The sequence below is a fragment of the Polynucleobacter sp. VK25 genome (genome assembly GCF_018687355.1).
Taxonomy (GTDB): domain Bacteria; phylum Pseudomonadota; class Gammaproteobacteria; order Burkholderiales; family Burkholderiaceae; genus Polynucleobacter.
The window spans coordinates 283,137-309,578 of record NZ_CP061288.1 but is presented as its reverse complement, the minus strand read 5'-3'; the positions used below and the strand labels follow the sequence as shown (position 1 = coordinate 309,578).

The 26,442-nt window shown below is 39.0% G+C and carries 28 protein-coding genes; 3 read left to right on the top strand and 25 right to left on the bottom strand.

The window, feature by feature from the left end; all coding sequences use genetic code 11:
• Positions 1-254: 254 nt before the first annotated feature.
• From AOC21_RS01695 to AOC21_RS01630, 14 genes are all read right to left on the bottom strand, one after another.
• A complete protein-coding gene (locus tag AOC21_RS01695) occupies positions 255-863 on the bottom strand; it encodes a sugar transferase (RefSeq protein ID WP_251371538.1) in 609 nt (202 codons plus the stop codon).
• A 42-nt stretch (positions 864-905) separates the two neighbouring features.
• A complete protein-coding gene (locus AOC21_RS01690) occupies positions 906-1,697 on the bottom strand; it encodes a phytanoyl-CoA dioxygenase family protein (protein WP_215392100.1) in 792 nt (263 codons plus the stop codon).
• Positions 1,698-1,776: 79 nt separating this feature from the next.
• Complete coding sequence (locus tag AOC21_RS01685) at positions 1,777-2,817, bottom strand: Gfo/Idh/MocA family protein (RefSeq protein ID WP_215392099.1); 1,041 nt, start codon at positions 2,815-2,817, stop codon at positions 1,777-1,779.
• 104 nt (positions 2,818-2,921) lie between these two features.
• The gene (locus AOC21_RS01680; RefSeq protein WP_215392098.1) at positions 2,922-4,067 is read right to left on the bottom strand and encodes an SGNH/GDSL hydrolase family protein; all 1,146 of its coding nucleotides are present in this window, start codon (positions 4,065-4,067) and stop codon (positions 2,922-2,924) included.
• Between the two features lie 213 nt (positions 4,068-4,280).
• On the bottom strand, positions 4,281-5,192 hold the full coding sequence (locus AOC21_RS01675; RefSeq protein ID WP_215392097.1) for an NAD-dependent epimerase/dehydratase family protein: 912 nt from the start codon (positions 5,190-5,192) through the stop codon (positions 4,281-4,283).
• Positions 5,189-5,920 (bottom strand): glycosyltransferase family 2 protein, encoded by a 732-nt coding sequence (locus AOC21_RS01670; RefSeq protein WP_215392096.1) that lies wholly within the window; start codon positions 5,918-5,920, stop codon positions 5,189-5,191. Before AOC21_RS01670 ends, AOC21_RS01675 begins: the two co-directional genes overlap by 4 nt.
• Positions 5,917-6,708 carry a glycosyltransferase gene (locus AOC21_RS01665; RefSeq protein ID WP_215392095.1) on the bottom strand — a complete coding sequence of 264 codons (792 nt, stop codon included), beginning with the start codon at positions 6,706-6,708 and terminating at the stop codon, positions 5,917-5,919. The genes AOC21_RS01670 and AOC21_RS01665 overlap by 4 nt, the downstream gene beginning before the upstream one ends.
• On the bottom strand, positions 6,705-7,901 hold the full coding sequence (locus AOC21_RS01660; RefSeq protein WP_215392094.1) for a hypothetical protein: 1,197 nt from the start codon (positions 7,899-7,901) through the stop codon (positions 6,705-6,707). Before AOC21_RS01660 ends, AOC21_RS01665 begins: the two co-directional genes overlap by 4 nt.
• On the bottom strand, positions 7,901-8,713 hold the full coding sequence (locus AOC21_RS01655; protein WP_215392093.1) for a glycosyltransferase family 2 protein: 813 nt from the start codon (positions 8,711-8,713) through the stop codon (positions 7,901-7,903). The genes AOC21_RS01660 and AOC21_RS01655 overlap by 1 nt, the downstream gene beginning before the upstream one ends.
• The gene (locus AOC21_RS01650) at positions 8,710-9,900 is read right to left on the bottom strand and encodes a hypothetical protein (protein WP_215392092.1); all 1,191 of its coding nucleotides are present in this window, start codon (positions 9,898-9,900) and stop codon (positions 8,710-8,712) included. The genes AOC21_RS01655 and AOC21_RS01650 overlap by 4 nt, the downstream gene beginning before the upstream one ends.
• Entirely contained in the window at positions 9,890-10,639 is a 750-nt protein-coding gene (locus AOC21_RS01645; protein ID WP_215392091.1) for a Wzz/FepE/Etk N-terminal domain-containing protein, read from the bottom strand. The genes AOC21_RS01650 and AOC21_RS01645 overlap by 11 nt, the downstream gene beginning before the upstream one ends.
• A 202-nt stretch (positions 10,640-10,841) precedes the next feature.
• A complete protein-coding gene (locus tag AOC21_RS01640) occupies positions 10,842-11,921 on the bottom strand; it encodes an acyltransferase (protein ID WP_215392090.1) in 1,080 nt (359 codons plus the stop codon).
• A gap of 143 nt (positions 11,922-12,064) precedes the next feature.
• The gene (gene galE / locus AOC21_RS01635) at positions 12,065-13,081 is read right to left on the bottom strand and encodes a UDP-glucose 4-epimerase GalE (protein WP_215392089.1); all 1,017 of its coding nucleotides are present in this window, start codon (positions 13,079-13,081) and stop codon (positions 12,065-12,067) included.
• A 907-nt stretch (positions 13,082-13,988) separates the two neighbouring features.
• The gene (locus tag AOC21_RS01630) at positions 13,989-15,392 is read right to left on the bottom strand and encodes an O-antigen ligase family protein (RefSeq protein WP_215392088.1); all 1,404 of its coding nucleotides are present in this window, start codon (positions 15,390-15,392) and stop codon (positions 13,989-13,991) included.
• A gap of 139 nt (positions 15,393-15,531) precedes the next feature.
• On the opposite strand from AOC21_RS01630, the gene AOC21_RS01625 reads away from it, so the two are divergent.
• On the top strand, positions 15,532-16,539 hold the full coding sequence (locus tag AOC21_RS01625) for a hypothetical protein (RefSeq protein ID WP_215392087.1): 1,008 nt from the start codon (positions 15,532-15,534) through the stop codon (positions 16,537-16,539).
• Between the two features lie 44 nt (positions 16,540-16,583).
• On the opposite strand, the gene AOC21_RS01620 is transcribed toward AOC21_RS01625, so the two are convergent.
• Genes AOC21_RS01620 through AOC21_RS01605 form a run of 4 tightly spaced genes read right to left on the bottom strand, consistent with a single transcriptional unit; the run spans position 16,584 to position 21,123 of the window.
• Positions 16,584-17,330 (bottom strand): FkbM family methyltransferase, encoded by a 747-nt coding sequence (locus AOC21_RS01620; protein WP_215392086.1) that lies wholly within the window; start codon positions 17,328-17,330, stop codon positions 16,584-16,586.
• A gap of 60 nt (positions 17,331-17,390) precedes the next feature.
• Entirely contained in the window at positions 17,391-18,365 is a 975-nt protein-coding gene (locus AOC21_RS01615) for a GDP-L-fucose synthase (protein ID WP_215392085.1), read from the bottom strand.
• A 48-nt stretch (positions 18,366-18,413) separates the two neighbouring features.
• Positions 18,414-19,541 carry a GDP-mannose 4,6-dehydratase gene (gene gmd, locus AOC21_RS01610; RefSeq protein ID WP_251371537.1) on the bottom strand — a complete coding sequence of 376 codons (1,128 nt, stop codon included), beginning with the start codon at positions 19,539-19,541 and terminating at the stop codon, positions 18,414-18,416.
• A 46-nt stretch (positions 19,542-19,587) separates the two neighbouring features.
• Positions 19,588-21,123: a mannose-1-phosphate guanylyltransferase/mannose-6-phosphate isomerase gene (locus AOC21_RS01605; RefSeq protein WP_251371536.1), complete on the bottom strand. Its 1,536-nt coding sequence runs from the start codon at positions 21,121-21,123 to the stop codon at positions 19,588-19,590.
• Positions 21,124-21,239: 116 nt separating this feature from the next.
• On the opposite strand from AOC21_RS01605, the gene AOC21_RS01600 reads away from it, so the two are divergent.
• Positions 21,240-22,019 (top strand): DUF5672 family protein, encoded by a 780-nt coding sequence (locus AOC21_RS01600; protein WP_215392083.1) that lies wholly within the window; start codon positions 21,240-21,242, stop codon positions 22,017-22,019.
• Between the two features lie 23 nt (positions 22,020-22,042).
• Positions 22,043-22,183: a hypothetical protein gene (locus AOC21_RS01595; RefSeq protein ID WP_215392082.1), complete on the top strand. Its 141-nt coding sequence runs from the start codon at positions 22,043-22,045 to the stop codon at positions 22,181-22,183.
• A gap of 87 nt (positions 22,184-22,270) precedes the next feature.
• On the opposite strand, the gene AOC21_RS01590 is transcribed toward AOC21_RS01595, so the two are convergent.
• The 7 genes from AOC21_RS01590 to plsY form a co-directional block, all read right to left on the bottom strand.
• Positions 22,271-22,810, bottom strand: coding sequence for an HPP family protein (locus AOC21_RS01590; RefSeq protein ID WP_215392081.1), 540 nt, complete (start codon positions 22,808-22,810; stop codon positions 22,271-22,273).
• 180 nt (positions 22,811-22,990) lie between these two features.
• Positions 22,991-23,299 (bottom strand): high-potential iron-sulfur protein, encoded by a 309-nt coding sequence (locus tag AOC21_RS01585; RefSeq protein WP_215392080.1) that lies wholly within the window; start codon positions 23,297-23,299, stop codon positions 22,991-22,993.
• A gap of 271 nt (positions 23,300-23,570) precedes the next feature.
• Complete coding sequence (locus tag AOC21_RS01580; RefSeq protein ID WP_215392079.1) at positions 23,571-24,158, bottom strand: outer membrane protein; 588 nt, start codon at positions 24,156-24,158, stop codon at positions 23,571-23,573.
• Between the two features lie 140 nt (positions 24,159-24,298).
• On the bottom strand, positions 24,299-24,490 hold the full coding sequence (locus AOC21_RS01575) for a hypothetical protein (RefSeq protein WP_251371535.1): 192 nt from the start codon (positions 24,488-24,490) through the stop codon (positions 24,299-24,301).
• Positions 24,491-24,515: 25 nt separating this feature from the next.
• Complete coding sequence (folE, locus tag AOC21_RS01570) at positions 24,516-25,262, bottom strand: GTP cyclohydrolase I (RefSeq protein WP_215392077.1); 747 nt, start codon at positions 25,260-25,262, stop codon at positions 24,516-24,518.
• A 79-nt stretch (positions 25,263-25,341) separates the two neighbouring features.
• Positions 25,342-25,713 carry an MAPEG family protein gene (locus AOC21_RS01565; RefSeq protein WP_215392076.1) on the bottom strand — a complete coding sequence of 124 codons (372 nt, stop codon included), beginning with the start codon at positions 25,711-25,713 and terminating at the stop codon, positions 25,342-25,344.
• 60 nt (positions 25,714-25,773) lie between these two features.
• The gene (plsY, locus tag AOC21_RS01560) at positions 25,774-26,406 is read right to left on the bottom strand and encodes a glycerol-3-phosphate 1-O-acyltransferase PlsY (RefSeq protein WP_215392075.1); all 633 of its coding nucleotides are present in this window, start codon (positions 26,404-26,406) and stop codon (positions 25,774-25,776) included.
• Positions 26,407-26,442: the final 36 nt, after the last annotated feature.

The following is a 26,442-nucleotide window of genomic DNA, read 5'->3' as shown; positions in this document are numbered from 1 at the left end:
TCAGTATTTTCTAAAACTCCAGCAACTCAAGCCAAAAGGACATTAATATAAATTGGCTATGATGTGATAATTGATGCAAATATCAATACAAGAAAAATATAAAACCACTGTTAATTTAGACCCAAAAGTAAAAAGTATTTTTCTGTAGTAAATAATTGCAGCAATGTACGTTGATACTACATTAATTGGGATACTTAGAATACCAGAGTGTCTAGGATATATGAAACCATGCGGGATTATTTAAAAGGCTTTTATTAGTGAACAACATCGCTTTGAAATAATACCTTTATAGCAGTAAGAATAATGATCTTACAGTCAAGGATAAAAGATATTTTATTTAGGTATTCAACCTCAAACTCGACCTTATCATGAATGGATAGGTTATCTCTTCCATTTACCTGGGCCCAGCCGGTCAAGCCGGGCTTCAACAAATGAACATTATTCTTGGTGCGCAATTCAATAAGATCAATTTGATTAAATAGCGCAGGTCTTGGACCCACAACCGACATTTCTCCGACTAATATACTCCAGAGCTGAGGTAGCTCGTCCAGGCTAGTTCTTCGCAAAAATGAACCAAATGGTGTGATTATATGATCGACTCCCTCCAAAAGATGTGTAGCAACTATAGGAGCACCTTTATCCATAGTGCGAAACTTGGGCATGAAAAAAAAACCATTTTTTTGGCCAACCCTTGTTGAGAAGAAAAGGATGGGGCGCCCTAGTTTAAAAAAACTAATTACAGAAATTATAATAATAACTGGGGAAAGTAAAAGCAGTAGAGACGCAGAGAAAATAACGTCGCAAAATCTCTTAACATAAGAATATGCATGCGAAGGACCAATAGGCCTGAGATATTTTTCCAATTTATATTTTTAGCAAGCTTGCATTACAAGACTGGGCAATTTTTATGCAAAAAATGCCTTGAAATTCTTTCGAATTTTTGAAATTTTAGGAATCATTATGTTTCGTAATCTACTATAGAAATAGTTATTCAATGGCGTAAAGTAACAATCATCACGGACAATTAAGCGAGCGCGATCGTCTTTTGCCCAGAGTGATAAATTTGCAAGCACATTGCCCCAATCATTTCTTCCGCAATATCTTGGCCATTTTGTGGTTTCTTGACAATAAGAAAGATCTATAAAATAACGGGGGCTATTTCCTCCACCCGATCGTGCTCGACGAGAATGAATGGTTGCAGAATTTATGACAACCAAAGATCCCGGCGCTAATTTATCTATCACCTTATAGCCCTCAAAAAAATCAAAATCCTTTTTAAAGAACTGACGGCTTTTTACAAGCATCCGATGCGATCCTGGTACAACCAATAATTCGCCAATTTCACCATTTAATCCACTCAAATAAATTAAAAAATGAAGCATTAGATGTTTGCGGGGTTGATCCGCAAGCTCATAATCATGATGCCAACCCATAGATTTCATTCCCTCTTCATGGCGTGCAGAATGAAGATGGTGAAACCTAAAGCCAACACCACCCATTAATTCATCACAAACCTTGAGAATAGAGTTGTGGGTGATCAACTCTTGATGGGCATCTTTTTTTGTTAATGGCATTAAACCAGTGGCTATATGAGCTTCAATTTCTCGCTGAAGTTTTTTGCACTCCTCCAGAGAAAATACAGACTCTAATACCAAAAATCCCTCTTCATCAAATTTTTTACGATCTAATTTATTCATAACAGATCCTCCAGGCCCAGAAGAAGGCTCAAAAAAGTTGTAATAGTCTCTAAAAATTTGATAATAATAAAAAATTGGGCTAATTTCGAACTTTTATAGCATCTTCCAAAGTTTGAATAGCGCGCCTAGTAAAATTATATGATATCAATGGCTGCAATTTTTTTCCTGAAATTAAATCATTAATATCCAATACTTGATAGTGAAGTGGATTATATTTTTTTGAAAGTAGTTTATCACCAGCCAACTGCAAAAGATAATTAAAAACACTTTCAAGAGAAAGAAAAAAACAAAAAATATTTTTTTTAATAGAAAGCCTATTTTTAGGTAGAAAAATAATAATTTTTGGATTAAAAATTGGATGGGGTATTAAAATTTCATATTCATCAGAAATTACTTTGAAAAAACTATGTTCAGGCGCAACAATCGAACCACTTAATCGAGCGGAAATATTATCTCCTAACAATACAATGTTGTAGGTTAGATCTACACTCGAAGAATTCTTAATAAAACTGCAGGCTGTATGAGCAATATCCAGGCGTGAAAATAAAGAGGCAATGTAAATTTGATAAACACCCAAATCAGCCAAGGCGCCGCCATACTCCTTGGACTCAAACAACTCATTAGCAACTATTGTATTGTTGAATGCCAGCGTAGATTCCATGTGTTGTAGACGACCAAATTTTTGGATGAAATTTTTGTCAGATATTTTTTGTATATTTCTATTATATAAAGTCCACATACCATCAAGAATATATGCTTTATTGTTATTTGCAATTTCATACAAAATATCTAATTGATCAACATTAACCACTATCGGCTTTTCTACCAATACAGAGATTCCGTGCCTAAGAAATAACTTTGCAATCTCAAAATGAGTTGAAATAGGGGTTGCAATATAAACCGCATCAATGCCCGAAGACAAAATCATTTCCATGGGCGACCCATAGGCATAATCTAACCCAAATTCATTTGCAAATGCATTAGCCTTTTCGATGCTTCTAGAGCAGATGGATGTGATTGAACAATTCTTTAAAAGTGAAAAATTTTTAACAAATTTTTTTGATATAGCGCCTACGCCTACAATGCCCCAATTAATTGAATTAGATTCCGAAACATTCATACAAACAGCGCCTTTATAAATTCATGTTGCAACCGTATTTTTGAGAAGCAAAAAAATCAAAGTATGCAAATGCATGAAGTCATTGTATTATTTTTTATGCGGAACTACTGGGCTGATAAGCTGAAATCTTTCTGGTACCGCTCTGATAGGCGCCTGGCAATAACTTTCCCCACCAATTTGCTGCCTTCCCCATTTAAATGAACGGCATCATAAATATATTTTGAATTCGAAGGGATCTCTTTATCCAGATCAATTAAGGTAACCTTTTTTTCGCGAGCGACCTCACGCGTTATTTCGTTCATTACCGCATATAGAGATACAAAATCATCCCAATTAATGCCGGTTTGAGAGTCTTTTTCATAAACTTCTTGAATAAATTTATCACCCATATGAATTCTATTGAATTGGGTCATTAGAACCGGCTCAATCCCCCATGCTCTTGAAATTTCAACAAAAGAAATGAGAGATTTTTTAAATTGGTCATGAACACTACGTCTAATTTCGATGTAGTTTCGTGATGATAATTTATATTTTTTATGGTCTAAATTTACATTATATTTGCTGGCGATATTTGAAATAATGTATTTATACTCGGGCCATGTATTTGGAATAAGAACTTGCTTAATGAAGTTAAAGGAAAAATATTTGAAGCCAAAATCCTCCCTTTGGCCGCTAACTACCAAAGCTCTGTCAGTCGGCGCATCCCAGTATGAAGGGACTAGCTCTAGCAGGGTTAGGTCGTTAATAGCATGCATTAAAAAAGCATATTTTGGCCTCTTTGGCAATCCTTTTCCAATTAGCGAGATAAGGGAATGCATCGAGTTGCTGGCCCCCATTCCTGCATTTAAAGCAACTATTGGCGCACCATCTTTGCGAGTAATCAAATCTGAAATATGTGCTGGAAATCTTATATCTTCATCAACTAAAATACATTGAGTTGTACTTCCGCCAAAAAATATAATATCCACCTTAGCGGAATCTTTTTCTGAATTTGCCTTGCCTAATATAAACCCATTTGAGTCTGTTCTGTACTTGTAATTCTTCTTTTCAAGATTTTCCGTTCTACTTAAATAATAAGTAGTTGGAGTTGTATAGCTCTCTGTATTCGGGGGTATCTCTCGAAGAGAGATGGACCTTACGCTGCCATTAACCCTTTCAGACGGAGAGATGAAGCCCCAGGCAATATCTATAGTTTTTAGCGTTAGCAAAAACAAAATAAATGCTAATAAAAAGGTTTTAATCCAACTCATAATTTCCCTGGCAAGCCTTAATAAGTTTTTTAATAGTTTTGTTATACACAATCAATCCTCTGGTATATAAACTATTCGATATACATGGCATGTTTAGATGTTGCTAAAGTCTTTTCATGAGGCCGCTGACACTTACGGCATACGAAACATGCCCCCCAAAAAAAATGCTGGATAGATTACAACTCAAAGCAAAACTTCAAAATAATTACTTAATTATTTGTAATCTTTCAGGCCCTCAAATAGGCTGATTTTAGGGCTCCATTCTGTTAGGGACATAAATTCCTCGGCTGGGTAATATGCATCATCCATTAATTTTGTAAGGGTTAAAGAGTTATAAGGCAGCTCATTACGAATAACTTCCTGCAAGATATCGCAGATTATTGCCGAAATTACAAAAAGGAACTTAGGAACCTCAATAGATAATTTTCTGTAGCCGTAAATCTCTCTAAATTTATCAAAAATCTCCCTGCCTGATGGAGCATATAACGCCGATACAGCGAGGACTTTTCCGTTGATATTATCGTTATTAATTGCAACTTCAATAGCCGTAGTTAGGTCATCAATATGAATCATAGATCTACGGTTCCGAGTCTCCGGAATCGGAGGGAAGATGCCATTTTTGACATAACGGGCCATCAATGCCAAATACCCCTTACTACTTTTTCCGAAAACCATGGGAATTCTCAAATTAACAGAGCTAAAAAAAATTTGACAGGCAGGGTCCCTCAGATAATCTTCGGCTGCTTTCTTATATTTACTATAAAAGTCTGAGTCAGGAGCGTAAGCCTTGATCGATGATATATTGACGATTTTAGATACGTTAGCCTTTTTGCAGGATGCAGCTAAACTGATCACTGATTCGTAATTTAGAGATTGGTGCTTAAATTTTTGAGTTTTATCAAACTTAGAGCTTACTGAATGGGCATAACCCACGCAATTGACCACCACGTCAGCCCCATTAATCAGCGCGCTAAGCTTATCCACCTCAAAAATATCACATTTCAGCACGCCCTCAATATTTGGATTTCTTGCTATTCCTGTGCACTCATACCCCCTGGAGCGTAGATAGGAATATAAGTGTGACCCCACATATCCCCCTGCACCTACAATTGCAATTTTTTTCACCCCTGGGTCCTTTTGGGCAAATTAAAATTTTTTACAAGATACCTTGTTAAACTTTTAAGATGCCATAAAAAAAATTTCAAGTTTTTATGACTTTGTCTACGTGCATCATGTATTACTTTCGCAGCAGGAACTACATATACTGACCTATTGATACTCCAGACTCTTGCGCAAATATCAACGTCCTCATAATATAAATAATACTTGCGGTCAAAACCACCAAGGATGGAAAAAGTTTTTCTCTCAAAAAGCATAAACATACCCGCTACCCAGTCACTTAAAAAAGGCTCACCATCACCTTGATAATTGGACTGACCCTTTTTATCAAAAAAAACTTTTAAAAACAAAGAGCTCAGACTTGGAAAATTGCGAAAGCTATCTTCAATATCCAAACTCTGATTGCAAACTAATGGTGCAGAAACCCCAACGGATTGATTTAAAAAAATATCAAGCAATAGAGGAAATGGATTTTCTAAGAAAAAAATATCTGGGTTTAAAACACAGAAAAAATCACTATAGCATTCTTCAAAAGCGGAGTTATGATTGTCACCAAATCCCTTTGGTGACAAATTCCTTATGACCTGAAGCTTATCTGATTTAGGTAGATATGATTCATCAGGAACATTGATTGTCAATATTATTTTTTCTACCTCAGGAAATTGATCAAGAGCAACTATAAGCGCCGGCAAAAACTCTCCATGATGATGGCTAACGATAGAGACGGCTATCACATCACACCCATAATTTTTTTGAAAAAATGTCTCAAAGACCTAATTCTGGGGTGCACTGCAATTATTCCAACTATGTATAAAATATTTTTTGTCAGTAAGAACTCGGTGAAAAGGAAACCTGAAATCTCAGCATAATTTTTTTTAGCATTTTTTACCGAAGTTATTTGCCCCTGATGACGCCGGTAAAAAAGTAGGGATTTATTTACATTCTTAAAACGAATTTCAGGATTTCTCGCCAATCGAATAAAGAGCTCATGATCTTCTGACATGTGTCCGTACCTATAACCGCCAACCGAAAGCAAAGCTGAGCGTCTGATCATTAAACTTGGATGAACAAGGGGATTTCTGTATGGCAAAACCCTTCTAATTTCCTTATTAGTTTCATAAAACTTAAAAGTTTGCTGGAGGACTATGCCTTTTGAATCAATTAATTCAACTTTTGTGCCTAATACATCCAATCCCTCACCACCAATCATTTCATAATATTGAGACTCGAGCCTTAAAGGGTGGGCAATATCGTCAGCATCCATCCTTGCTATAAATTCACCTCTCGCATAAATAAGGCCGTAGTTCAAAGCATTTGCTAAACCCGAAAGCTCAAGACGATGAACGCAAACATTATCACCCCCTTGTACCCTGTTAATTAAAGCAGCGTATTGATGCTCGCTCATGCCATTAGCAATGATATGAAAATCAAAATCTTCAAAAGATTGATTAATAATGCTTAAATAAGCATCTTCAAAATACTCATCAAAAGAATTTATTGCCATCAAAACTGAAATCTTCATTTAGATATTTTATCCCTTGATATCAACATACTTATTATTATTGATGGTATTACTACGGAAATAAGCTCAGCAGTGATTAATACAAAAATTCCATTAACTGGATTATTTTCTACTAGAAAGTAACTGCATAAAACTACAATGAAAATATAAAAAATCCTTGTAAAGTAAAATCTGGCAACCTTACCAAATGCAATGATTCCTATTGTTAAATAAATAGTTGATATATAAATAGCAAAAGAATACAAGCAAGAATACATTAGCCAAACAATAAGAACTTTATCGTCGACTGAAAATCCTATAATTTTTTTAACCAGGGCTATTGGAGTTAAAAATTTGATAGATAAAAGGCATGCACAAGTCGATAAAAATCCAAAGAAAAATAGCTTTTTATAAACCTTCTCTTTTGTTTGTACTTGCATAGTTACATTTTTAAATGCAGGCGTAATCACCACACTAAGGAATGCTGTTAACATTCTAGCTATATTGAAGATAAACATGAAAACACCATAAACCTCTGAAGCTAATATATTTTTAAAAAAATATAAAATAAATAATCCCTCATTAAATAAGAAGATCCTGTTGGCCCCCATTGGGATAGCAATCCATAGCTGCCTGGCTCCATCCACTAAATCAATTTTTGGGAAGAAATTCTTTTTATTTACATTGGCAATAACAGTACTATAGATAATATTAGTAAATCCAAATGCGAATACATAATACTCAAAGCTAACTCCTGCACCCAAAAGGATAAGAACAAAAACTAAATAACTTAACCTAGTAAAAAAAAGCGTTTGGCTTACCCTCTTTAGCTCTGAGTGTTCCATATGAAGGTATGAAACATCCATAACTGAACTAAACATCATCAAGAGGATACCAATCTGAAGAATGCCATTTTGAATGAGCAATAAAAATGGTAGCAGCAACAGAAAAACTAAAAACTTTGAATTAAATATTAAAACATCATGCTGCTCGATCAGATTTCTTGACCTTTTTTCCGCGTAAAGACCTATTGATTGCTCATATCCTAAAAGTATTATTGCCTTAAAGCCCTCTCCAACAGCTACATAGAATGCATAGTCTCCGTATTCAGTTATTCCAACACCCCGAATTACCAATACTGTTGCCAATAAAGAGGCAAGCAAACTTAAAGCTTGCATTATTGAATAGCCAGTAAGGCGTTGAATAAACCTCATTAGGCTACTTTATATTTTTTTCTAGTAGTGTTGTTTTCCCCTTTATGGATTACATATCCATTTTCTTCAAGTGAAATTCCACCAATTAATCCTAGACTTCTGTAAGCCTGAACCACGATCCGTTCTTTTTTGAATTTTTCGTAAGAGCCCAATAAATCATAATTAGCTTTTTTATAGATTCCCGGGTTAATTGAAATTCCTTGCCATATAAAGTTATGAGATTTTTCAAAGCCATAATAATCAACTTTTTTTTCAAATTCCCATTTATTCCAATCAGCATGAGGACGCAATGAAAGACTTACAAGTTTTGAATTTTTTTCAAATACTCCTATTGAATTCTCAATAAAACCAGATTTAATGAATTCCCAATCCTCTTCGAGATGAAAAATATACTCCGTATCAACAAATGCATATGCTTCATCAATTGAATTTAATTGTCCAATATTTTTTGAATGTAGCAATATTTTTAAATTCTCATCCTTTAATTGCTGCCTTGCAATTTCAACAGATTCTTTGCAGCCAGCATCTTCTACAATAATGAATTTACTAATTTTATATGTATTAAATTTAACAAAAGATACTAATAAATTTCTTAATTCCTTAGGTCTATTGCATGAAGTAATAACTACCGTGACTCCTTTGCTATATTTAGATTCTTTATGATCACTAGAAATTAAATACCGATAATATAAAAAAAATACAATCAAAGAGTACAAATCATTAAATAATAGTCTTTTAATTTCTTTTAAATTTCTCAAAAAAAATTTATATACTTCCATCATATAATTTAATATACTTTCAATAATATTCATTTACTAATATTTAATTTTAAATGTTTTGTTAAAACTAGAAGTATTAATAACCATGCCATAGTATTAACAGTCGGCGTTTCAAATGTTTGCTGAACAGTCATCATAACAAAAAATGCAGCTATATACGGGAAAATATTTAGCGCACCCTTACCAATAGCTCTTAAAATACTTGAGATAGTGGCCATGTAGTAAAGAACGCCTATGAAGCCGCCATGAACCAGAAGTGCTAATACAAAGCTTTCATAATGAACGGCTCCGGGATTTATCCTCCCAGATGCTGGCCCCGTAGCGCCGACACCCCTTCCATACAAGTGGAAATCATTTATTACATCCCAATATCTCGCGGAACGGAGTGCATTATCTCCGCTGGTAAAATTAAACGTATTACTCAACCGCCAAATTAATTCATTTACACTTGCGCTGCTATATACTTTAAATTCACTTAAAAATAATAATACTAATATTAACGGCAATAAAAAAAGAATAAAAATAATTATTATCTTTGGAGATAAAAATTTTATTTTTTTTATACTTATTAAAAAAATAAAGGTGAAACAGGCTAATAAAGCACCTCTACTTTGCGAGCATAAGACCCCAATAGCTATAATAAACATGAAAAAAAATCTATAAAAATTGCACCTTATATTCCATGCGGCTAAAAAACCAAGAAACATTAGACTGCTGTAATTCAAGGTTGATCGAGATAATCCTCTTGCCCTATTTATATCGATTGGGACAATTTCAATAAAATGAAAAAATTGACCCAAGGCAAATACTGAGCTTATGGAAGCAGCAAAAGCCATTAAAAAAAATCCAAATTCAAAATTAATATCAATATATTTTGAGTTAGCATACATCATTATTGATAAAGGAGGTAAATACTGATATAGAAATATATATCTTAATAAGCTTTCGTCATTAATTACTATATAATAAGATGTTATGAATATTAAATAAATTATATAAATAATGGTGTAGTAAACATATGAGTTATCAAATACTATATTTTTATCATATTTTCCAAAAAATATTAATCCTGCAAAAATAATTATGCCAATGACCATTGGAAGACCTTCGGCGATAAATTCGCTAAATCCTAATTTATTCTGAACTATATAAGTATTGAATCCTAGAATTATTACAGCAGCCAATAACAAACTATTAATTTTTGTAAGTTTACTGGGCATTATTACTACCCCTAAATTTACTGAATGCTTCCTTAAGTAACAAAAGAAATAGGCCGAACATTAGCCCAGCAATTGCTCCTGCAGGAATGATTTTGAGAGGGCTAGGACGAACAGCCTCGCCAATGTAAATTGGTGTTAACAGCACTGCATCATATCTTTTAGAACTCTTCAAAAAGTCTCCTAAGCCCGAAATACTCTCTCGAGATACATGTATGTCCGCATGTGCTAAACGCAATTGCTCATTGACATATTTTTCATTCACAAGGGATAAATACTCCTTAAGCATTTTAGATTCACTGCTTTTTATCAAATTAAATATTGACTCTGCACACTCACCAGCAACCTGAGCATTATCTGCCCTAACCTTAAGCTCTACAGTATTTGGCTCGCCAGAGACTGGAACCCTTAAGTCAATTTTTTGGAGCAGTTTCCTAGCAGATCTGTCGTCCCCCTCAGCACCACAGAAATTTTGATCTCTAAGATCATATAAGCCAGCCGTCTTAATTCTATAAATTAACATCGATGGTATTTCGGGGTATATGCTAGTAATTGCAAGGCCTGGAGTAGCCACCCCATCAATATGACTTAATTGTATGTAAGCTTTAGCTTCATATGTTTTGGGGAAATTTTGCAGGTATAACGCTGAAGCTATTGCCCCAAGAAGACTTATGCCCCCCAATAACCATTTATTTTTGATAAATAAATTAAAGACATCAAAAATTGATTTTTTTTCGTTCATTTCATTCACTTTTTATTTACACACCCTACTGTTCATTGAAAAAGCAAAATATTTTTTATAATGCCTTCAAAATATAGTTGGAAAAAACCAAAAAGTTTCTCATTAATTAGGAATAGTAGAGGCAATTTTTGGACTCAATCAATCCAATGTGCAATTAAGGGTGCCTTAATTATCAATTCTTTTGATGTGAGGCTCACTATGATCATAACTCCTTGTGAGTTAATTTCACCCTAAGTGCGGGCTCGGCATACTTAGCAATAAGAAATGATACCAGGACTAAAGCAAACAACCCCGGAAAAGGAGTTAGGATCCCTGGCAGCCATTCTATATAACTATGCGTTTTCATAGTCAATGAAACAATTGCATTTTCGTGTATCAAATATAATGGGTAGCTTATAAAGCCAAATAATAATAAAAGCCTGCATTCAAAAATGTACCTAGATTTTTTTATAAATACACTACAAAAAAATATAAAAAAAACAAGAGCACCAAAAATAAACCCAGAAAAATCTAAGCCAAACATCAAGGCTATTGAAGGCGGCATTAATGCAATAGCATAAAGTATGTATAAATTTTTCTTCATTTTTTTTGCGCTATTAAGCATTATTCCAATACAAAACCATCCAAAATATTGAGCCGATAAAAAAATAAATATAATTTTTTGTATTACCCCATCAGGAGGAATCATCTCTAGATGAATCAAGGTCTTACATAATATGCTGCTAAAAAAAATAGCTAGTAGTATATGAATTGATTTATCTCTTTTAACGAAATAAATTATTCCATATATTAAATAAAACTTTACCTCTACATATAATGACCAGAATGCACCTTCTAGCCCTGTAAATTTTGTATCAAAAATTATCTGAAGTAGTTCTGGTTGAATAAGAGTTAGGCCTGGGATCAGGTCTTTTAGATTGGGCGCTCCTGCTGGTCTTTCATGTAGAAAACTAGCCGAAATAAATATAAGTATCGTGGCTAAAAATATTGCTGGAAATAATCTTAGCCACCTTTTAAAAATAAATAGAAAAAAGCTTGAGGAATTTTCTATTGTCATATTAATAACAAAGCCTGATATTATGAAAAATAACGCAACCCCAAAGCCTCCATATTTAAATAGCGTAAAATGCGCATGATCAGTTACCCAGGGAATGTATTCAGGCCATCTGGAGAACGTATGACACATCAGAACCATGATGATGGCGATACCTCTCAATCCATCCAAATACCGAATTCTTTGTTGTTTTTCTGAAGGCATTTTTAATAGAAAATTTAATTCCACATTATCTAATTACTACCAGTCATTTTTCAAGCGCAAATGATAATTTAAAAATTTTTATGCGGGACTAAAATTCTGCACTTGACCACTATCCACACTTAAGTCTAGTTACCCTGAATAGACTAAACGGCTCCCTAGCAAGACCATCAATCTAAACGCGAAACAGCTTGACAGCTATTTTCAAAGTCCCACGCGCTTTCACACATTTCCTCCAAAGAACGTCTGGCATACCAGCCAAGCTTTTGAAGTGCCAATTCAGCGCTAGCGTAATAGATGGGCAAATCACCGCTGCGTCTTTCTATATAGTTGATGGGCAATGATATTCCCGTTACCTTCTCAAATGCGCTTACACACTCCATAACACTTGCAGATTTGCCAGTACCCAAGTTTATAGTGTGACACCCTGAATTATTTTCCAAAAAATTCAGGGCTGCGGCATGCCCCTCGACGAGATCCATTACATGAATATAATCTCTTTCACCAGTTCCATCGCGTGTATCGTAGTCTCGCCCAAAAATACTAAGCTTTTCCAGCTTACCAGCAGCAACCCTAGTGATGTATGGCATTAAGTTCCCCGGTTCTCCTGATGGATTATCCCCAATCGCGCCAGAAAAATGCGCACCAATTGGATTGAAATAACGTAAACAAGCAATTCTCCACTCCGGGTCTGAATTAGCTAAATCCCTTAGAATTATCTCTACCTGTAATTTGCTATTACCATATGGATTGATTGGATTGGTTGGGTGATTTTCATCATAAGGCAAATAAATGGGTACGCCATAGACAGTTGCACTTGAACTGAAAATAATCTTCCTTACCCCTGAAGTTTGCATTGCCTGCAAAAGACTAATCGAGCCCTGAACATTATTAGCATAATAGAATGTAGGTTTTTTAACTGATTCACCCACCGCCTTTAATCCCGCAAAGTGAATCACGGCATCAATTTTACAGTCTTGCAGTGTTTTGGTAACAAGTGCGGTATCGCGAACATCACCCTCAATGCATGGCAACGCCTTACCCAAAATCTTTTGTAGTCGCTCTAAAATACTTTTTCGACTATTACAAAAGTTATCTAACAACACCACCTCATGACCGGCTTGTGATAGCACCACTGCGGCATGACTACCAATGTACCCAGCGCCACCAGTTAACAGAATATTCACAAAGAGTTCTTTTGATTATTGGTTTTAAACTGCTTAAGATTTATCTAACACTCAAGCCCGCTAATGCCCGATACCGGACATTCAATTGCATTCTATTAGCGCTGGACCGCATGCGTTGACCCAAGAGCAATAAGAGCGCTAAGAAAAATCTGCAAGCCAACCCGGCACCTACAAAGGCAGCAAACGCGAGCTTCTTCCAAAAATCGGTTAGGCAATTGAGGGCGTCTAGAAGAGAGATTCGAGGGTCGCCATTAAAATCATGGGGAGTGGATGTGTTATCACTCATGGATAGGCTTGGAAGTTACTGGGTTTAGTGGGCAATTTAATTATTATTCGTTTTCTTATACTCAATTTCCATTATAACTTTTTGCATTCATTAGGGTCAATATATGCCTTATTCATAACGCCTATGGTTATAACCTGCATTAAAATTACAGCCCTAAAAATGGATGAAATTTTTTCGGCACTCAAGGACTCATTAATTGAGCTCAAGATCAATCCTAAAGTCGGGGGCTAGTGCAATCCAAATAAATAGTGGGTTTAACTTGCTATTATTTAATGCTTCGGTAGGGCGCCATAACAAGAGTGTCAATAAAAGTATCCACGTTTCTGGGCATTGTAAAATTTCGAGTATGCGTTAGTGCCATGGGAATTTGGGTAGTAACCCCGTACATCAAGTTGGCCATCAGGAGGCAGCTACAGCGCCAAAAAACTAAAAAGTACATAGAAGCCTAATTTGAGAATGGCCAAAAGAGGTAATTCCTTGCCTCCAATGAATCAATTTTGAATTTTCCGACAGCCACAAAACTGACTGCCATTTTATTTATGAAGCAAAGGGAGCTATAAGTAGTGCTAGCCATATAAGCTCTCAGAGTACCTTAACTAAGGATAAAGCGCTCCCAAAGGGCTAATTCCTCTGATTTTTATCTAGAAAATTTAATCCAGATGCCCAGCAAATCCAAAAAATAAGAGCCGAAAAGGAAACGGTTGCAGCAACCTCTGTAGTAACCCAAAGCACTAGATTAGCGATAAGCCCCCAAAATATTAACGATATCCAGGGCCGCTGGACTGCTAGTGATAGCCTAATATTTAGAATCAAGGCCCCCAGTAGACACAAAATCCCTGGGAAGCCCAAACCCAGAATTAAATCAAGCCAGCCGCTATGACTGTGAGAGAGATTTGGGCTTGCCTCAGGCCAATGGCCCTTGACCATCTTTTTGAAAGAATCTTCTACTAATCCATAGCCTAAGGGATCAATAAGCGCCAATTGCAAACCCGCCTTTAACCAAGCAGCACGCTCATAGTTGGTTCCAGAAACCATCTTTCCATATTCATTATTAGGATAAACTTTCTCGCCCGCGAACTTCCACTGGGGAAATTGCTCAAGCTGAAAACCAATCTTGATATCAGCAATCAAGGTGCGCCAAGAATCATTCTTTTGCAAATGTGGCAGAAGTAAAGCATATCCAGCAATCACTACAGTCATCATAAGAATTACCTTTTGCCAGAGTCTGACTGAGGATCCTCGAAAGAGAATGAACCCAAGAAATAACGTGATCAGAATTGCTGCATATGCTATGCCATTCTTTGTATTTTGCACATAGAAAAGGAGTAGGGTTGTAGCAATTACAAATAGGTAGCAGAACATTGCCAGATATTGAGTTGTGCGTAGACGAAAATTAGAAATGAGCAGGCCATAAATTTGCCCCAAAGATAGCGCTAAAACTGGCAAACAAAAAGCAATATAGTCAGTTTTAGGAATGTAATATGCAGAATGAGGATCGGAATTAATCCTTAAAAATGCTGGGGGTGCGATACCCAACAAAGATCCATAGGTAGATAATAAATATCTAAGTAAATATATTAAAACTGGCAAACATAGTCCGAAATAAATCAAAGGCCAATAGTGAGGGGGTTCTACTGCGTTAGGCCTACTGATCTGGGTGCTTGCTAGCGATAAGCCTAGACCAAGCGCAAAAATTGCACCCAATCCTGCATATTTCCAAATACGCTTCAATTCCATTAACTGCGCAGGATAATCATGGGCTAAGAAGAAAAGATGGAAAAGCGCCCACACAAATAGCCCAGCCATCAACCATATTGGGGCAGCTCTTTTTCGAAGAAAGTAGTGGCGATACTGGTAAATCGGATATAGCGACAGTAAGGCGCCACTAATTAATAGAATTCTTCGAAAGTAAAGCAACTCATAGATCATCCAGACTGAGTAGAGCGCAGTAAAAATAATGCACTGCGCCCAAATTAGGGGCGGCGGTATACGCACAGTATTTTTATCCAGGGTATCTGAGGTCATGATTGCTTTTCATATGCTGTCTTTTGGGGCGTCAAGAATCCTGTTTCGCCTCAATTTAGACCATTGACTGATATTATCATCCAATCCAGTTGCCACAATTCACACTACAGAACACCCGCTTAAGCACTTAATCCAACCAATGCTGCATAGACCAATTTATCGATTTTTAGGGAGTTTGCTCAAAAAATATGATCGTCGCAAGCTCGCCTCCAAAATATTGATGAGTGAGAGTTTTGACTACTCCATTAGAAATGCAAGTTTTGTTAATAGCTGGACACTGATGTTTGCCTGCGATATACATCCCGTAAGCCCCCAGTCGGATGCACACACCCTCTCATACATAAGCAGCATAGCTACACAGGTTTCTGACTTCTCCAAATCAAACCCTGATCGCACACCATCCGTTTATGTACCTAGCGATCAAATCGTTACCTTTACCAATCAAATTTTAAGACGCCTTGATAAACCCTTCATTTTGGTTACAGGCGATAGTGATCTACCGGTAAATTTTGCAAGCCTGAATGGCAGCCTCGAAACCTTACTTAGTAGCCCACTGGTATTAATTTGGTTTGCTCAAAATAGAGACTTTGATCACCCCAAGCTCCACTCCCTGCCTATTGGGATCAATATTCATAACCAGTGGAGCAATCCTTTGCAATGGGGAGGTGGATTTATATTGCCCGCCTTCCAAGAGCTACAACTCAGAACTATTGCTGACACAGCCAAACCCTTTAATGAAAGGGAGGCAAAGGCTTTTTGTAATTGGCACTTTTCACTAGATAGGGCGGATCGTAGAGAGTGCGCAAATTTATTGGATAAATCCGTTTGCCACTTTCAGCAGCAGCCTGTACCGATGGCAGATACCTGGGAACAACAATCTCAATACCAATTTGTCATCAGCCCTCACGGGGCTGGACTAGATTGCCATCGCACTTGGGAAGCTTTATTACTTGGCTGCATTCCTATTGTCAAAAAAGCCAAGATGAATGATCTCTTTAAAGATTTGCCATTCATTGAAGTAGAAGACTGGGGACAGATCAATCAAGCTTTTCTAGACGATGCCAAAAAGCAGCTTAGCCTGAAGACTTTTAATCAAGAAAAGCTTCTAATGCGCTACTGGAAGAAGCTAATCAATCAAACTCAATAAGCTTATTAAGTTTACCTAAGCAGACAACGTAAATTAAGCCGCTCTTATATCGTTAATACTCTTTGATCTCTAAAGAGATAATCATGGTAACTAAGCTGCTCAACCAATTCATAATCGTTTTGATGTAGATAGCTCTTTAGTTTCTCCAGATCCTGGCATTCAATGCAAAGGTACTGAAAGCGAAAGCGTGTGTGATCCACCCCTTTGAGCACCTCAATCTCAACACCCTCAACATCCAGGGATAAAAAATCAATCTTCTGAGGGGCATTCGCCTCAAGCAGAATCTCATTGAGTGTTTTTGCAACTGCTCCAAAGCTAAAGACCCGCTCATCCCCCTCTAAGAACTGTGTTCCAGCATTAGCATGCGATACAGGATCTTGAATATCGGATTCAAGACCTATAGAACTTGTCATGAGGTTTGAAAAAAGGATCTCAACGAAGCGGTCTTTGTAGTCAAAGGATACGCAAGCATTGCAAGCGATGTAATTGTCTTTTGAACGATTAGATAAGCATTTGAGGTAGTTGTGTGGGGTGGGCTCCACTAGCACACCCTTCCAATTTTTATATCGCTCAAAGTACAAAGTGTTGGATTGGCTAACACCATCATTAGCACCAAGCTCAACATAGAAGCCATTGTCATGAGGCAAGTACTGCTCAATTTTTTGATCTAAGCCATGAATACTGAAGAAGTTTTTCTGATTTCTTTTCCTAAACTTCTTGAAATAAGTACCAATACCCCACAACAAAGGTGGAGTTAACTGCTTCATGATGGTACGAATCGGTTTTTCCATTTACCTACTTATCAAGAATAATGATGGCAGCTAATCAAATGCCCATTCAACGGATCAAGCTCAAGCCTGATGTGTAACAAATTCAGAATAAGCCTCGCGCAAGCCCTCTTCTAGATTGACCTTTGGCGTCCAACCTAGTTTATTCAAACGCTCAGAGCTCATCCACTTTCTAGGGGCGCCATCTGGCTTCGTAGAGTCAAAAACAATATTGCCTACATAGCCTGTCGCTTTGGCAACCGCATGCGCTAATTCATTAATGGTGATGTCACTGCCATAGCCCACATTAATGTGGCCTTGCATTGCCTGAGTTTGAGTATCGTAAGTTGCTTTATCAAGCTGCATCACAAACACTGAAGCAGCAGCCATATCGTCCACAAATAAAAACTCACGCCTTGGAGTGCCAGTACCCCAAATAACCACTTCTGGCGCATTAGCAACCTTGGCCTCATGGAAGCGTCTAATCAAGGCTGGAATGACATGGCTATTTTCAGGATGGTAGTTATCGCCAGGGCCATACAAATTCGTAGGCATCACTGAGCGATAGTCAACACCATGCGATTGGCTATATTGACGGTTATAGCTTTCGCACATCTTGATGCCGGCAATCTTGGCAACAGCATAAGGCTCATTGGTTGGCTCGAGCTTGCCAGTAAGGAGTGCATCTTCACTCATCGGCTGAGGTGCTAGCTTTGGATAAATACAGCTAGATCCCAAGAACAATAGTTTTTTGACGCCATTCAAAAAAGCTTGATGAATGACGTTGTTTTGAACCATCAAGTTATCGTAAATAAACTCGGCTGGATAAGTGTTATTCGCATGAATACCCCCCACCTTTGCAGCAGCCAAATAGACTTGATCGGGCTTCTCTTGCTCAAAAAAGGTTTTTACTGCCGCCTGATCTGTCAAATCCATCTCAGCGTGAGTACGGGTAACAATATTGGTGTAGCCCTGTGCCTTAAGATTGCGCACAATGGCTGAACCCACCATGCCGCGATGTCCTGCAACATAAATCTTTTGACTTAGATCGTTACTCACGTTTTTGATTTTTTCTTTATATCTTGTATTTTTTATTTTTGTTCTTTTTTAATTCTCTTTACCAACCGACACTGAAAATCCATGCTTACTCAAGAGTGCATGCTGCTTGGCTTGGTCTAAGTCATTCGCCACCATCTCTACGATCATTTGATCAAGAGTGATTTCTGGAACCCAACCTAATTTCTCTTTGGCTTTTGTAGGATCACCCAATAAGGTTTCTACTTCGGTTGGACGGTAGTAGCGTGGATCGATCTGTACAACTACATCACCTACCTTGAGTGCTGGAGCTTTGTCGCCCTCGATGCTAGCAACAATCGCTTTTTCATTTTCGGCACTACCTTCAAATTTCAAGGTTATGCCTAGTTGCTTAGCACTACGGATAATAAATTCACGGACAGTGAACTGCACACCCGTCGCAATCACAAAGTCTTCTGGCTTATCTTGTTGAAGCATGAGCCATTGCATGCGGACGTAGTCTTTAGCATGACCCCAGTCACGCAAGGCATCGATATTACCCATGTATAGGCACTTCTCAAGGCCTTGTGCAATATTGGCAAGACCACGGGTCACTTTACGAGTGACAAAGGTTTCGCCACGACGCTTAGATTCATGGTTAAACAAAATACCGTTACAAGCATAGATTCCATAAGCCTCACGGTAGTTCACAGTAATCCAGTAGGCGTACATCTTTGCTACTGCATACGGGCTTCTTGGGTAGAAAGGTGTAGTTTCTTTTTGTGGAATTTCCTGCACTAAGCCATAGAGCTCTGAAGTGGAGGCTTGGTAAAAACGGGTCTTCTTTTCCAAACCCAAAATACGAATCGCTTCCAACATACGTAGTGGACCCATCGCATCAACATCAGCCGTGTACTCTGGAGACTCAAAAGAAACTGCCACGTGTGACTGCGCGCCCAAGTTATAAATCTCATCAGGCTGGCACTCTTGAATAATACGCACTAAGTTGCTGGTATCGGTCAAATCACCATAGTGAAGAATTAAATCAGGATGATTGATGTGCGGATCTTGATAGATATGATCAATACGCTCAGTATTAAAGGACGAGGCACGACGCTTAATGCCATGAACAATGTAGCCCTTTTCCAAAAGGAATTCGGCCAGGTAGGAGCCATCTTGGCCGGTAATGCCGGTGATTAGCGCAACTTTTTGCTTGGTCATTTTTTGGGTCATTTCATAAACTCGTTGTGATATTTAAACTGATTTTTTAATTTCTGCCGTAGGAATCTTCAAAACGCACAATGTCGTCTTCGCCAAGATAGCTACCTGATTGCACTTCGATAATTTCTAAGGGTGTTTTGCCTGGATTTGCGAGGCGATGGGTCTGGCCCTGCGGAATATAAGTACTCTGATTTTCAGCAAGATGAATGACTTTATCGCCATTTGTAATCTCGGCAGTACCTTTAACAACAATCCAATGTTCTGCGCGGTGATGATGCATTTGCAAGGAAAGACTGGCGCCCGGCTTTACCTGAATACGCTTAACTTTAAAACGTTCGCCTTCATCGACGCTGTCATACCAACCCCATGGACGAGATACTTTGCGATGCAGATTCTTCTCTTCACGCTTTTGCGCTTCAAGTTGACCAACAATATTTTTAACGTCTTGGCTATTTTTTCTATCGGCCACCAACACCGCATCAGCAGTTTCTACGATGATAAGATTCTCTACCCCTACTGCGCTCACTAATCTGCTACTTGCATGAATCAATGAGTTCTTGGAGTTTGTCAATAAAGTATCGCCACTCGTGACATTACCCTGTTGATCTTGTTTGCCTACTTGCCATACTGCATCCCAGGCACCAAGGTCATTCCAGCCGGCATCAAGCTCAACCATCTTGATGGGGAACTTAGCGTTGCCTGGGCATTTCTCGATAACTGCGTAATCAATCGACTCACTCGGAATAGTCTTGAATATCTCTTTATCGGGGCGGATGAAAGTCGCATCGCCTGAATGATCTTCAGCCTTGCCTACCCAGGCAGTTTCTGTAGCCCCAAAAATATCAGGACGAAACTCTTTTAAGGCAGCCAACCAAATGCTGGCTTTAAGCACGAACATGCCGCCGTTCCAGTAGTAACCACCCTCTTGCAAATACTGTTTAGCAGTTGCTTCATTCGGCTTCTCTACAAAGCGCTCCACAACAAAAGCATCATCTTGCTGATGCTTAGTTTCTTGATTTGCTTCATGCTTTGTCTTGATATAGCCGTAACCAGTTTCTGGTGCAGTTGGCGTAATTCCTAAAATAGCAATTGCACCTGTTTGAGCAATATCAATACTTTTAGCCAATGCTTTTGTAAATGCAGCCGGATTAGTCACCGTTTGATCTGCTGGCGTTACCACCAAGATAGGATCACCGTTTATGCCAACGGTCTGGTCTTGCGCATACAAAGCTGCCAAAGTTAATGCAGGAGCTGTATTTCTTCCGATCGGCTCAAGCAATAAGGTTGCTTCTAGATTCTGGTGTTCGCCTTTGAGCTCGCGCAACTGATCGAGTGCCAGAAAACGATGCTCCTCATTGGTAACAATGACTGTTTTGCCTAAAGCAACCTCTTTACCAGCCACCGCATGAATACGGCCAATTGCCTGCTGAAAGAGGCTTTGATTAGAGCCGTCGCCAGAGAGGACTAAAAACTGCTTTGGGAAGCCACTTCTGGATAATGGCCAAAGACGGGTGCCCGAGCCACCGCACAAAATCACAGGGATTATTTGAGATGATTTAGAGGCTAGCGTAATATCAGTCACAGATTATGTATTTTGACGAAATAACTGCCATTGTAAGGCCCAAAGCATATAGGGCTACCCCAATTTCACAGCCAAATTAGCTCTACAGAACACCTGCCCAAGAACCCCATTTAGCCATGCCCACCCCTTCCTCCCTGTGCTACGTCACGACCGTGCCGGTTTATAAAGCCAAGCCCTCCCAAACAGAGGCTTTTTCGCTGCTGCAATTGCGCATTTTGGGGGTTCAAAATGTCACCTTAGTTTGCCCAGAGGGTTTAGACCTCGCTGCCTATTTGGATTTGTGGCCAGAGCTGCAAGTGCAGCGTTATGCCCCAGAGCATTTTGTCAGCGTACAAAGCTATAACAATCTCGTCATTAGTCCGGCTTTCTACACCCCATTGATTCATTACGACTATCTCCTGATATACCAATTGGATGCTTTTTTACTCAGCAATCAAGTGCTCGAGTTTTGTAACGAGGGTTACGACTACTATGGCGCCCCTTGGATCAAAGGCTTTCCACAATATCGCTTCTTATTTAACCGCTGGCCCATTCAGATCAATGGTAAACGGTTTCATGTAGGCAATGGCGGACTCTCCTTACGCAAAATTGATAGCACCCTCAATTTACTCAAACGCAAAGCCAGCCACATTAGCAAAACCTTCTTTATGGAAGATGCTTTTTTTGGCTATTGGGGCTCTCTAGACCCCGACTTTCATGCTTGCCCACCCTTGGTGGCAGCACGATTCTCGCTAGAGATGGAGCCTAGCCATTGGATGGAGCAAACAGGGGTATTACCCATGGGCATGCATGGCTTTGAAGTTTGGCACAAAGATTTTTATAATGCACTATTACAAGAAAGCTATCAAAAGCTTCGTGACACTTATCCACAACTTAATAATCAACTCAATAATTAATTCAACAACATTTAGGAGACAACATGAGCAACACACCAAAAATTAATGTTCGTAATTCAGTAGTAGAGTGCGCCCAATCACTCAAAAAAGAAAATGCAGGCAAGTATCACAACTACGGCATTAAAGATTGCATCGCCTCGATAGCTGCTACCAAGGTTAAATAATCTGACTGACTTCAGAGTAGGGGAACTACAGACTCTGATATAGATCGCGATACAGGCCTAAATAACTTGGCTTTTTCCTAAGCCGCTTTATTTAGGTCTATTGGGATAGGCTTTACCAGTCAAATTGCTGTAAATGCCACCCGCCAAGACAAGCAAGATTGAATCGACCATTACCGGAAAGAAAGCATAGCGGTAATGCGTTACATGACCCAGCACCACAATTAACGCAACTGCAGCTGCTGGTGGATGCAAACAGCGCAAGATAAACATTCCCATGATTGCTAGGCTGGCCGCTAAAGGCATGGCCAAAAGAGGCTCGCTGACTAGATGCAATACGGTAATTCCAACCAGCGCCGATAGGGTGTTACCAGCTACGACAGCCCATGGCTGAGCCATGGGGCTTTGCGGCAGAGCAAAGACCAATAAAGCACTTGCCCCCAAGGAAGCCATAAGCCATTCATCTAAGCCGCTGAGCTCACCCAGATACTTTGCGACAGTCAGCACTAACGCAAGCCCAATAAAAGCCCCAAATACAGAGCGCAGACGCTCTGCCCAAGCTACCGCAGGCTGATCACCACCAAAGTAAAAAGAATACTTTTTTACGAGAATTACAAAAGATTGCTTCATGTGTTTTTATAAATGCTCTCAAGCTTGAATTGGTAATGTAATTTCATTACCTCATCATAAGGCTGGACTAATAAGTGTGTTTTGATTTTTAAGGTAGCTACCTTTGAAGCAATAAAAAAGGGCCACCGAAGTAGCCCTGATTTATTGCCGAAACAAATCGACTAAAACTAGATTGCTAACTTAAGCTTTCTTGGCGTAAGCAGAGCACCAGCCTTTACCAGCAACTTGCTTGCCAGCAAACAAAGAACAACCACCAGCAGCTGAACCCGCTTTACCTTGATACAAGGCACAGTTATCGCACTGTTGACCAGCAGCGTATTTAGCGTATTTCGCTTTATCCACTTTAGAAGCGTCAGCTTTGTAACCCAATGCAGCAGCTTGTGGATCAGTTTCTGCAACCATTGCTTGAGCTTGAACTTTACCGTTCAAGGCCAATGTACAGGCACCAGCAGCAGACAAAATCATAAATTGGCGACGACTATTTTTCATGGATTCTCCAAAAATAAATCAGTAAGTAAAACGCAAGCGCATAAACAAATACTGCGCACCATTAAAAGCTAAGGGAGATCATAGTGGAGAAGATTTGATGATGCTAGCTACCACGTAAGCTGATGATTTATATAGAAATATAGATGAGAATTGTTCTCAGATATCCAGCAGCGCGTTTATGCACCAAACCTAGCCAAGAATATTGGCTTTGGAAAAGAAAAAGCCACTCCGAAGAGTGGCTTTAATAAGCAACTAATTTAGTAAGTCTAAATTAGAACTTGTAACCTACGCCAACTGTACCAACAGTAGCGCTAGGAGTGTATGTCAATCCTGACTTAGTTACGCCAGAGTAGGTGATTTGTTGTGCTTCAGCTTGAACGTAGATATTTTTGGTAACCAAAGCTTGGATACCAAGGCCAGCGCCAAAACCATTAAATGTTTGGTTAGCTGACATACCGTTAATGCTAGCTTTACCAGTCATGCTGTTGTAGCCCAAAATGGCATAAACCATAGTGTTGTTGTTGAAAACATATCCAGGCTTAAAGTTAATACTGTAATGATCTGTATTCTTGAAGTTCAAGTTGTCTACAGTACCAGCTTTAGTTTCAGCTAAGTCGTAAGTCGCTGTCAAACCTAAAGAAATTTCTTTGCTCAAACCATAAGCGTAGCCAACTTCAAGAGTAGGAACGATAGATTGTTGCCCTACGTTAGCAGAAAAACCAGATGCTGAGAGTGCAGTAGAAGCACCAACTGAGCTAACTTTAACGCCAGCAGAGAAACCTTCGAATGCGTTAGTTTGTGCAAATGCGCCAGTAGCAGCTACTGACAACAAAGATGCAACTAATAATTTTTTAGACATGTATAAACCCCTTTTTATAATTGAGTGTCTTTGAAAGACTGATTGCACTATATATGAAAAATAGAAGTAATCACCTTCAATGTGGTTCATTTACAACGCTAAAGAGGCTGATACATTGAGCAGGAAACGGCTAAATTAGGCTATTTCCAGCCCTTAAGCTTCATACAACCCACCCATTGACGCAAGTGGGCACCAGAGCCTGTTTCTGGGTAATCCTCCCCGCACTCCCTTAGATCCTTCTTGTAGGTTGCCTGGTTATTTTTGACAGGGTCTACGTTCTCAGAAGGAATGCTGACACACGCGCCCACACCCATTGCCAGCAAAAGAGTCATTATTTGGGAGAGACGCCTCATGAACTTATTTACGGTCTATCAAAGCCAAGAACTCACGTCGTAAGTTAGAGTCTTTTAAGAAGGCACCGCGCATCACGCTATTGATCATTTTGGAGTCACGGTCTTTAACGCCGCGCCACTGCATACAGAAGTGGTCCGCATCCATCACTACGGCAACACCGATTGGTTTGATCTTTTTCTCCAGCATGTCGGCTAGCTCTACTACAGCCTCTTCCTGAATCTGTGGTCGACCCATCACCCACTCGGTCAGGCGCGAGTATTTAGATAGACCAATGAGGGCAGACTCTTTGCTTGGCAGCACGCCAATCCAAATGCGCCCCATGATCGGGCATAAATGGTGGGAGCAAGCACTGCGGACCGTAATTGGGCCAATAATCATTAATTCATTTAAGCGACTGACGTTCGGGAACTTCGTCAATGCTGGCTGCTCTACATAGCGGCCATTAAAGACTTCTTGCACAAACATCTTCGCCACACGACGGCTGGTATTTTTAGTGTTGTGATCGTTTTGAGTATCAATCACAAGGCTTTCCAATACAGCCTGCATCTTCTCTGCAACTTCATCTACTAAACCCTCAATCTCGCCTGGCTTAATAAAAGCAGCAATATTGTCATTTGCATGAAAGCGGGCTTTTTGGGCCTCGATACGACGGCGAATCACTACTGACAATGGCAAACCAGCATCATCTTTTTTAGATGCTGACTTTTTGGCTGGTAGTTTTTTGGCTACCGCGGGCTTTTTAATGGGCATAAGAAGTATTCTGTCTCGAATTATTTAGAGTTGTGGTTTTTATGAATTAAGCGGTGTGAATAATCAAGAGTGCGGATATTCAGATCTGGAAAAACAAACTCACCACACAGATGATCCCAAAGGACCAAACAATTGATCGGGTGGTTGGCCAGTTGGCTACATAGCAAACGAGGTAAGTAATACGTGCAAGTACAAACCCCATTGCAAGCAGATCAATTCTGTCTTGGGGTGCATTTGCTACTGAAGCGATGATCACTGCAGCAAAGAATAGCGGTAAAGATTCAAATAAATTAGCCTGCGCTGCATTGGCTCTTGCTCTAAAGCCTGTTTGTTTAGCAAGCCACTGTCTTGGCATGGCATTGTCATAACCTTGGAAACCTTTTTTAGCAATACCCGCTGCTACATAAGGCAGAAGGCCCATAAAGAGAATACAAGCGTAAGCAATAGTCATAGTGAGGGCCTTTGAATGTTTGAGGATGTCTTAATGAGTAAATGAAATTTATTGCTTTAATTATTTGGGGCTCTTTTTAGAACCAATACGACTTTCATTGCCGTTGATTAAGTTTTGGATATTGCTGCGATGACGCCAAATTAATAAGCAGCAAACTACCAGCAATGCGATGCCCATAGGCTGAAAGCCAAATAAGAAAACAAAATAGATGGGGCCAAAGATGGCGGCAGCCAATGCAGCCAATGATGAATAACGCATGAACATGGCAACAATGATCCAAGTGCTTAGTGTGGCTAAGCCTAAGATCCAATTAATGCCAAACAATATGCCGCAGGCAGTAGCAACACCTTTGCCACCTTTAAATCCATGGAATATTGGAAAGAGGTGCCCAAGAAACACTGCCAACACCACACCACAGAGAAGCCAAGAATTTAATGTTGAAGTGAGGGACTCATCACCCAAAATGTGACGTGCGAGCATCACCGCAAAGTAACCCTTCAGTGCATCACCAATCAAGGTAAGTACGGCGGCCAACTTATTACCGGTACGCAATACATTGGTCGCGCCTGGATTACCAGAACCATAAGAATGGGGATCGGGTAGGCGCATGCACTTACTCACCACAACCGCAAAAGAAATTGAGCCTATTAAATAGGCAATCGGGATCAGTAATAAATCGAATGTAAATTCCATACCGCTATCTTAAACACTTATGAACTGCATAAAGCC

What these genes read in the sequence shown, in the direction of transcription:
- AOC21_RS01645 (WP_215392091.1), bottom strand. Translation starts at nt 10,639, where the DNA reads ATGAACGAAAAAAAATCAATTTTTGATGTCTTTAATTTATTTATCAAA.
- plsY (WP_215392075.1), bottom strand. Translation starts at nt 26,406, where the DNA reads ATGGAATTTACATTCGATTTATTACTGATCCCGATTGCCTATTTAATA.
- AOC21_RS01585 (WP_215392080.1), bottom strand. Translation starts at nt 23,299, where the DNA reads ATGAAAAATAGTCGTCGCCAATTTATGATTTTGTCTGCTGCTGGTGCC.
- AOC21_RS01660 (WP_215392094.1), bottom strand. Translation starts at nt 7,901, where the DNA reads ATGAGGTTTATTCAACGCCTTACTGGCTATTCAATAATGCAAGCTTTA.
- AOC21_RS01590 (WP_215392081.1), bottom strand. Translation starts at nt 22,810, where the DNA reads ATGAAGCAATCTTTTGTAATTCTCGTAAAAAAGTATTCTTTTTACTTT.
- AOC21_RS01600 (WP_215392083.1), top strand. Translation starts at nt 21,240, where the DNA reads ATGCCCACCCCTTCCTCCCTGTGCTACGTCACGACCGTGCCGGTTTAT.
- AOC21_RS01655 (WP_215392093.1), bottom strand. Translation starts at nt 8,713, where the DNA reads ATGAATATTATTGAAAGTATATTAAATTATATGATGGAAGTATATAAA.
- AOC21_RS01565 (WP_215392076.1), bottom strand. Translation starts at nt 25,713, where the DNA reads ATGACTATTGCTTACGCTTGTATTCTCTTTATGGGCCTTCTGCCTTAT.
- AOC21_RS01620 (WP_215392086.1), bottom strand. Translation starts at nt 17,330, where the DNA reads ATGGAAAAACCGATTCGTACCATCATGAAGCAGTTAACTCCACCTTTG.
- AOC21_RS01665 (WP_215392095.1), bottom strand. Translation starts at nt 6,708, where the DNA reads ATGAAGATTTCAGTTTTGATGGCAATAAATTCTTTTGATGAGTATTTT.
- AOC21_RS01625 (WP_215392087.1), top strand. Translation starts at nt 15,532, where the DNA reads ATGCTGCATAGACCAATTTATCGATTTTTAGGGAGTTTGCTCAAAAAA.
- AOC21_RS01650 (WP_215392092.1), bottom strand. Translation starts at nt 9,900, where the DNA reads ATGCCCAGTAAACTTACAAAAATTAATAGTTTGTTATTGGCTGCTGTA.
- AOC21_RS01630 (WP_215392088.1), bottom strand. Translation starts at nt 15,392, where the DNA reads ATGACCTCAGATACCCTGGATAAAAATACTGTGCGTATACCGCCGCCC.
- AOC21_RS01680 (WP_215392098.1), bottom strand. Translation starts at nt 4,067, where the DNA reads ATGAGTTGGATTAAAACCTTTTTATTAGCATTTATTTTGTTTTTGCTA.
- AOC21_RS01580 (WP_215392079.1), bottom strand. Translation starts at nt 24,158, where the DNA reads ATGTCTAAAAAATTATTAGTTGCATCTTTGTTGTCAGTAGCTGCTACT.
- folE (WP_215392077.1), bottom strand. Translation starts at nt 25,262, where the DNA reads ATGCCCATTAAAAAGCCCGCGGTAGCCAAAAAACTACCAGCCAAAAAG.
- AOC21_RS01690 (WP_215392100.1), bottom strand. Translation starts at nt 1,697, where the DNA reads ATGAATAAATTAGATCGTAAAAAATTTGATGAAGAGGGATTTTTGGTA.
- AOC21_RS01685 (WP_215392099.1), bottom strand. Translation starts at nt 2,817, where the DNA reads ATGAATGTTTCGGAATCTAATTCAATTAATTGGGGCATTGTAGGCGTA.
- AOC21_RS01595 (WP_215392082.1), top strand. Translation starts at nt 22,043, where the DNA reads ATGAGCAACACACCAAAAATTAATGTTCGTAATTCAGTAGTAGAGTGC.
- AOC21_RS01575 (WP_251371535.1), bottom strand. Translation starts at nt 24,490, where the DNA reads ATGACTCTTTTGCTGGCAATGGGTGTGGGCGCGTGTGTCAGCATTCCT.
- gmd (WP_251371537.1), bottom strand. Translation starts at nt 19,541, where the DNA reads ATGACCAAGCAAAAAGTTGCGCTAATCACCGGCATTACCGGCCAAGAT.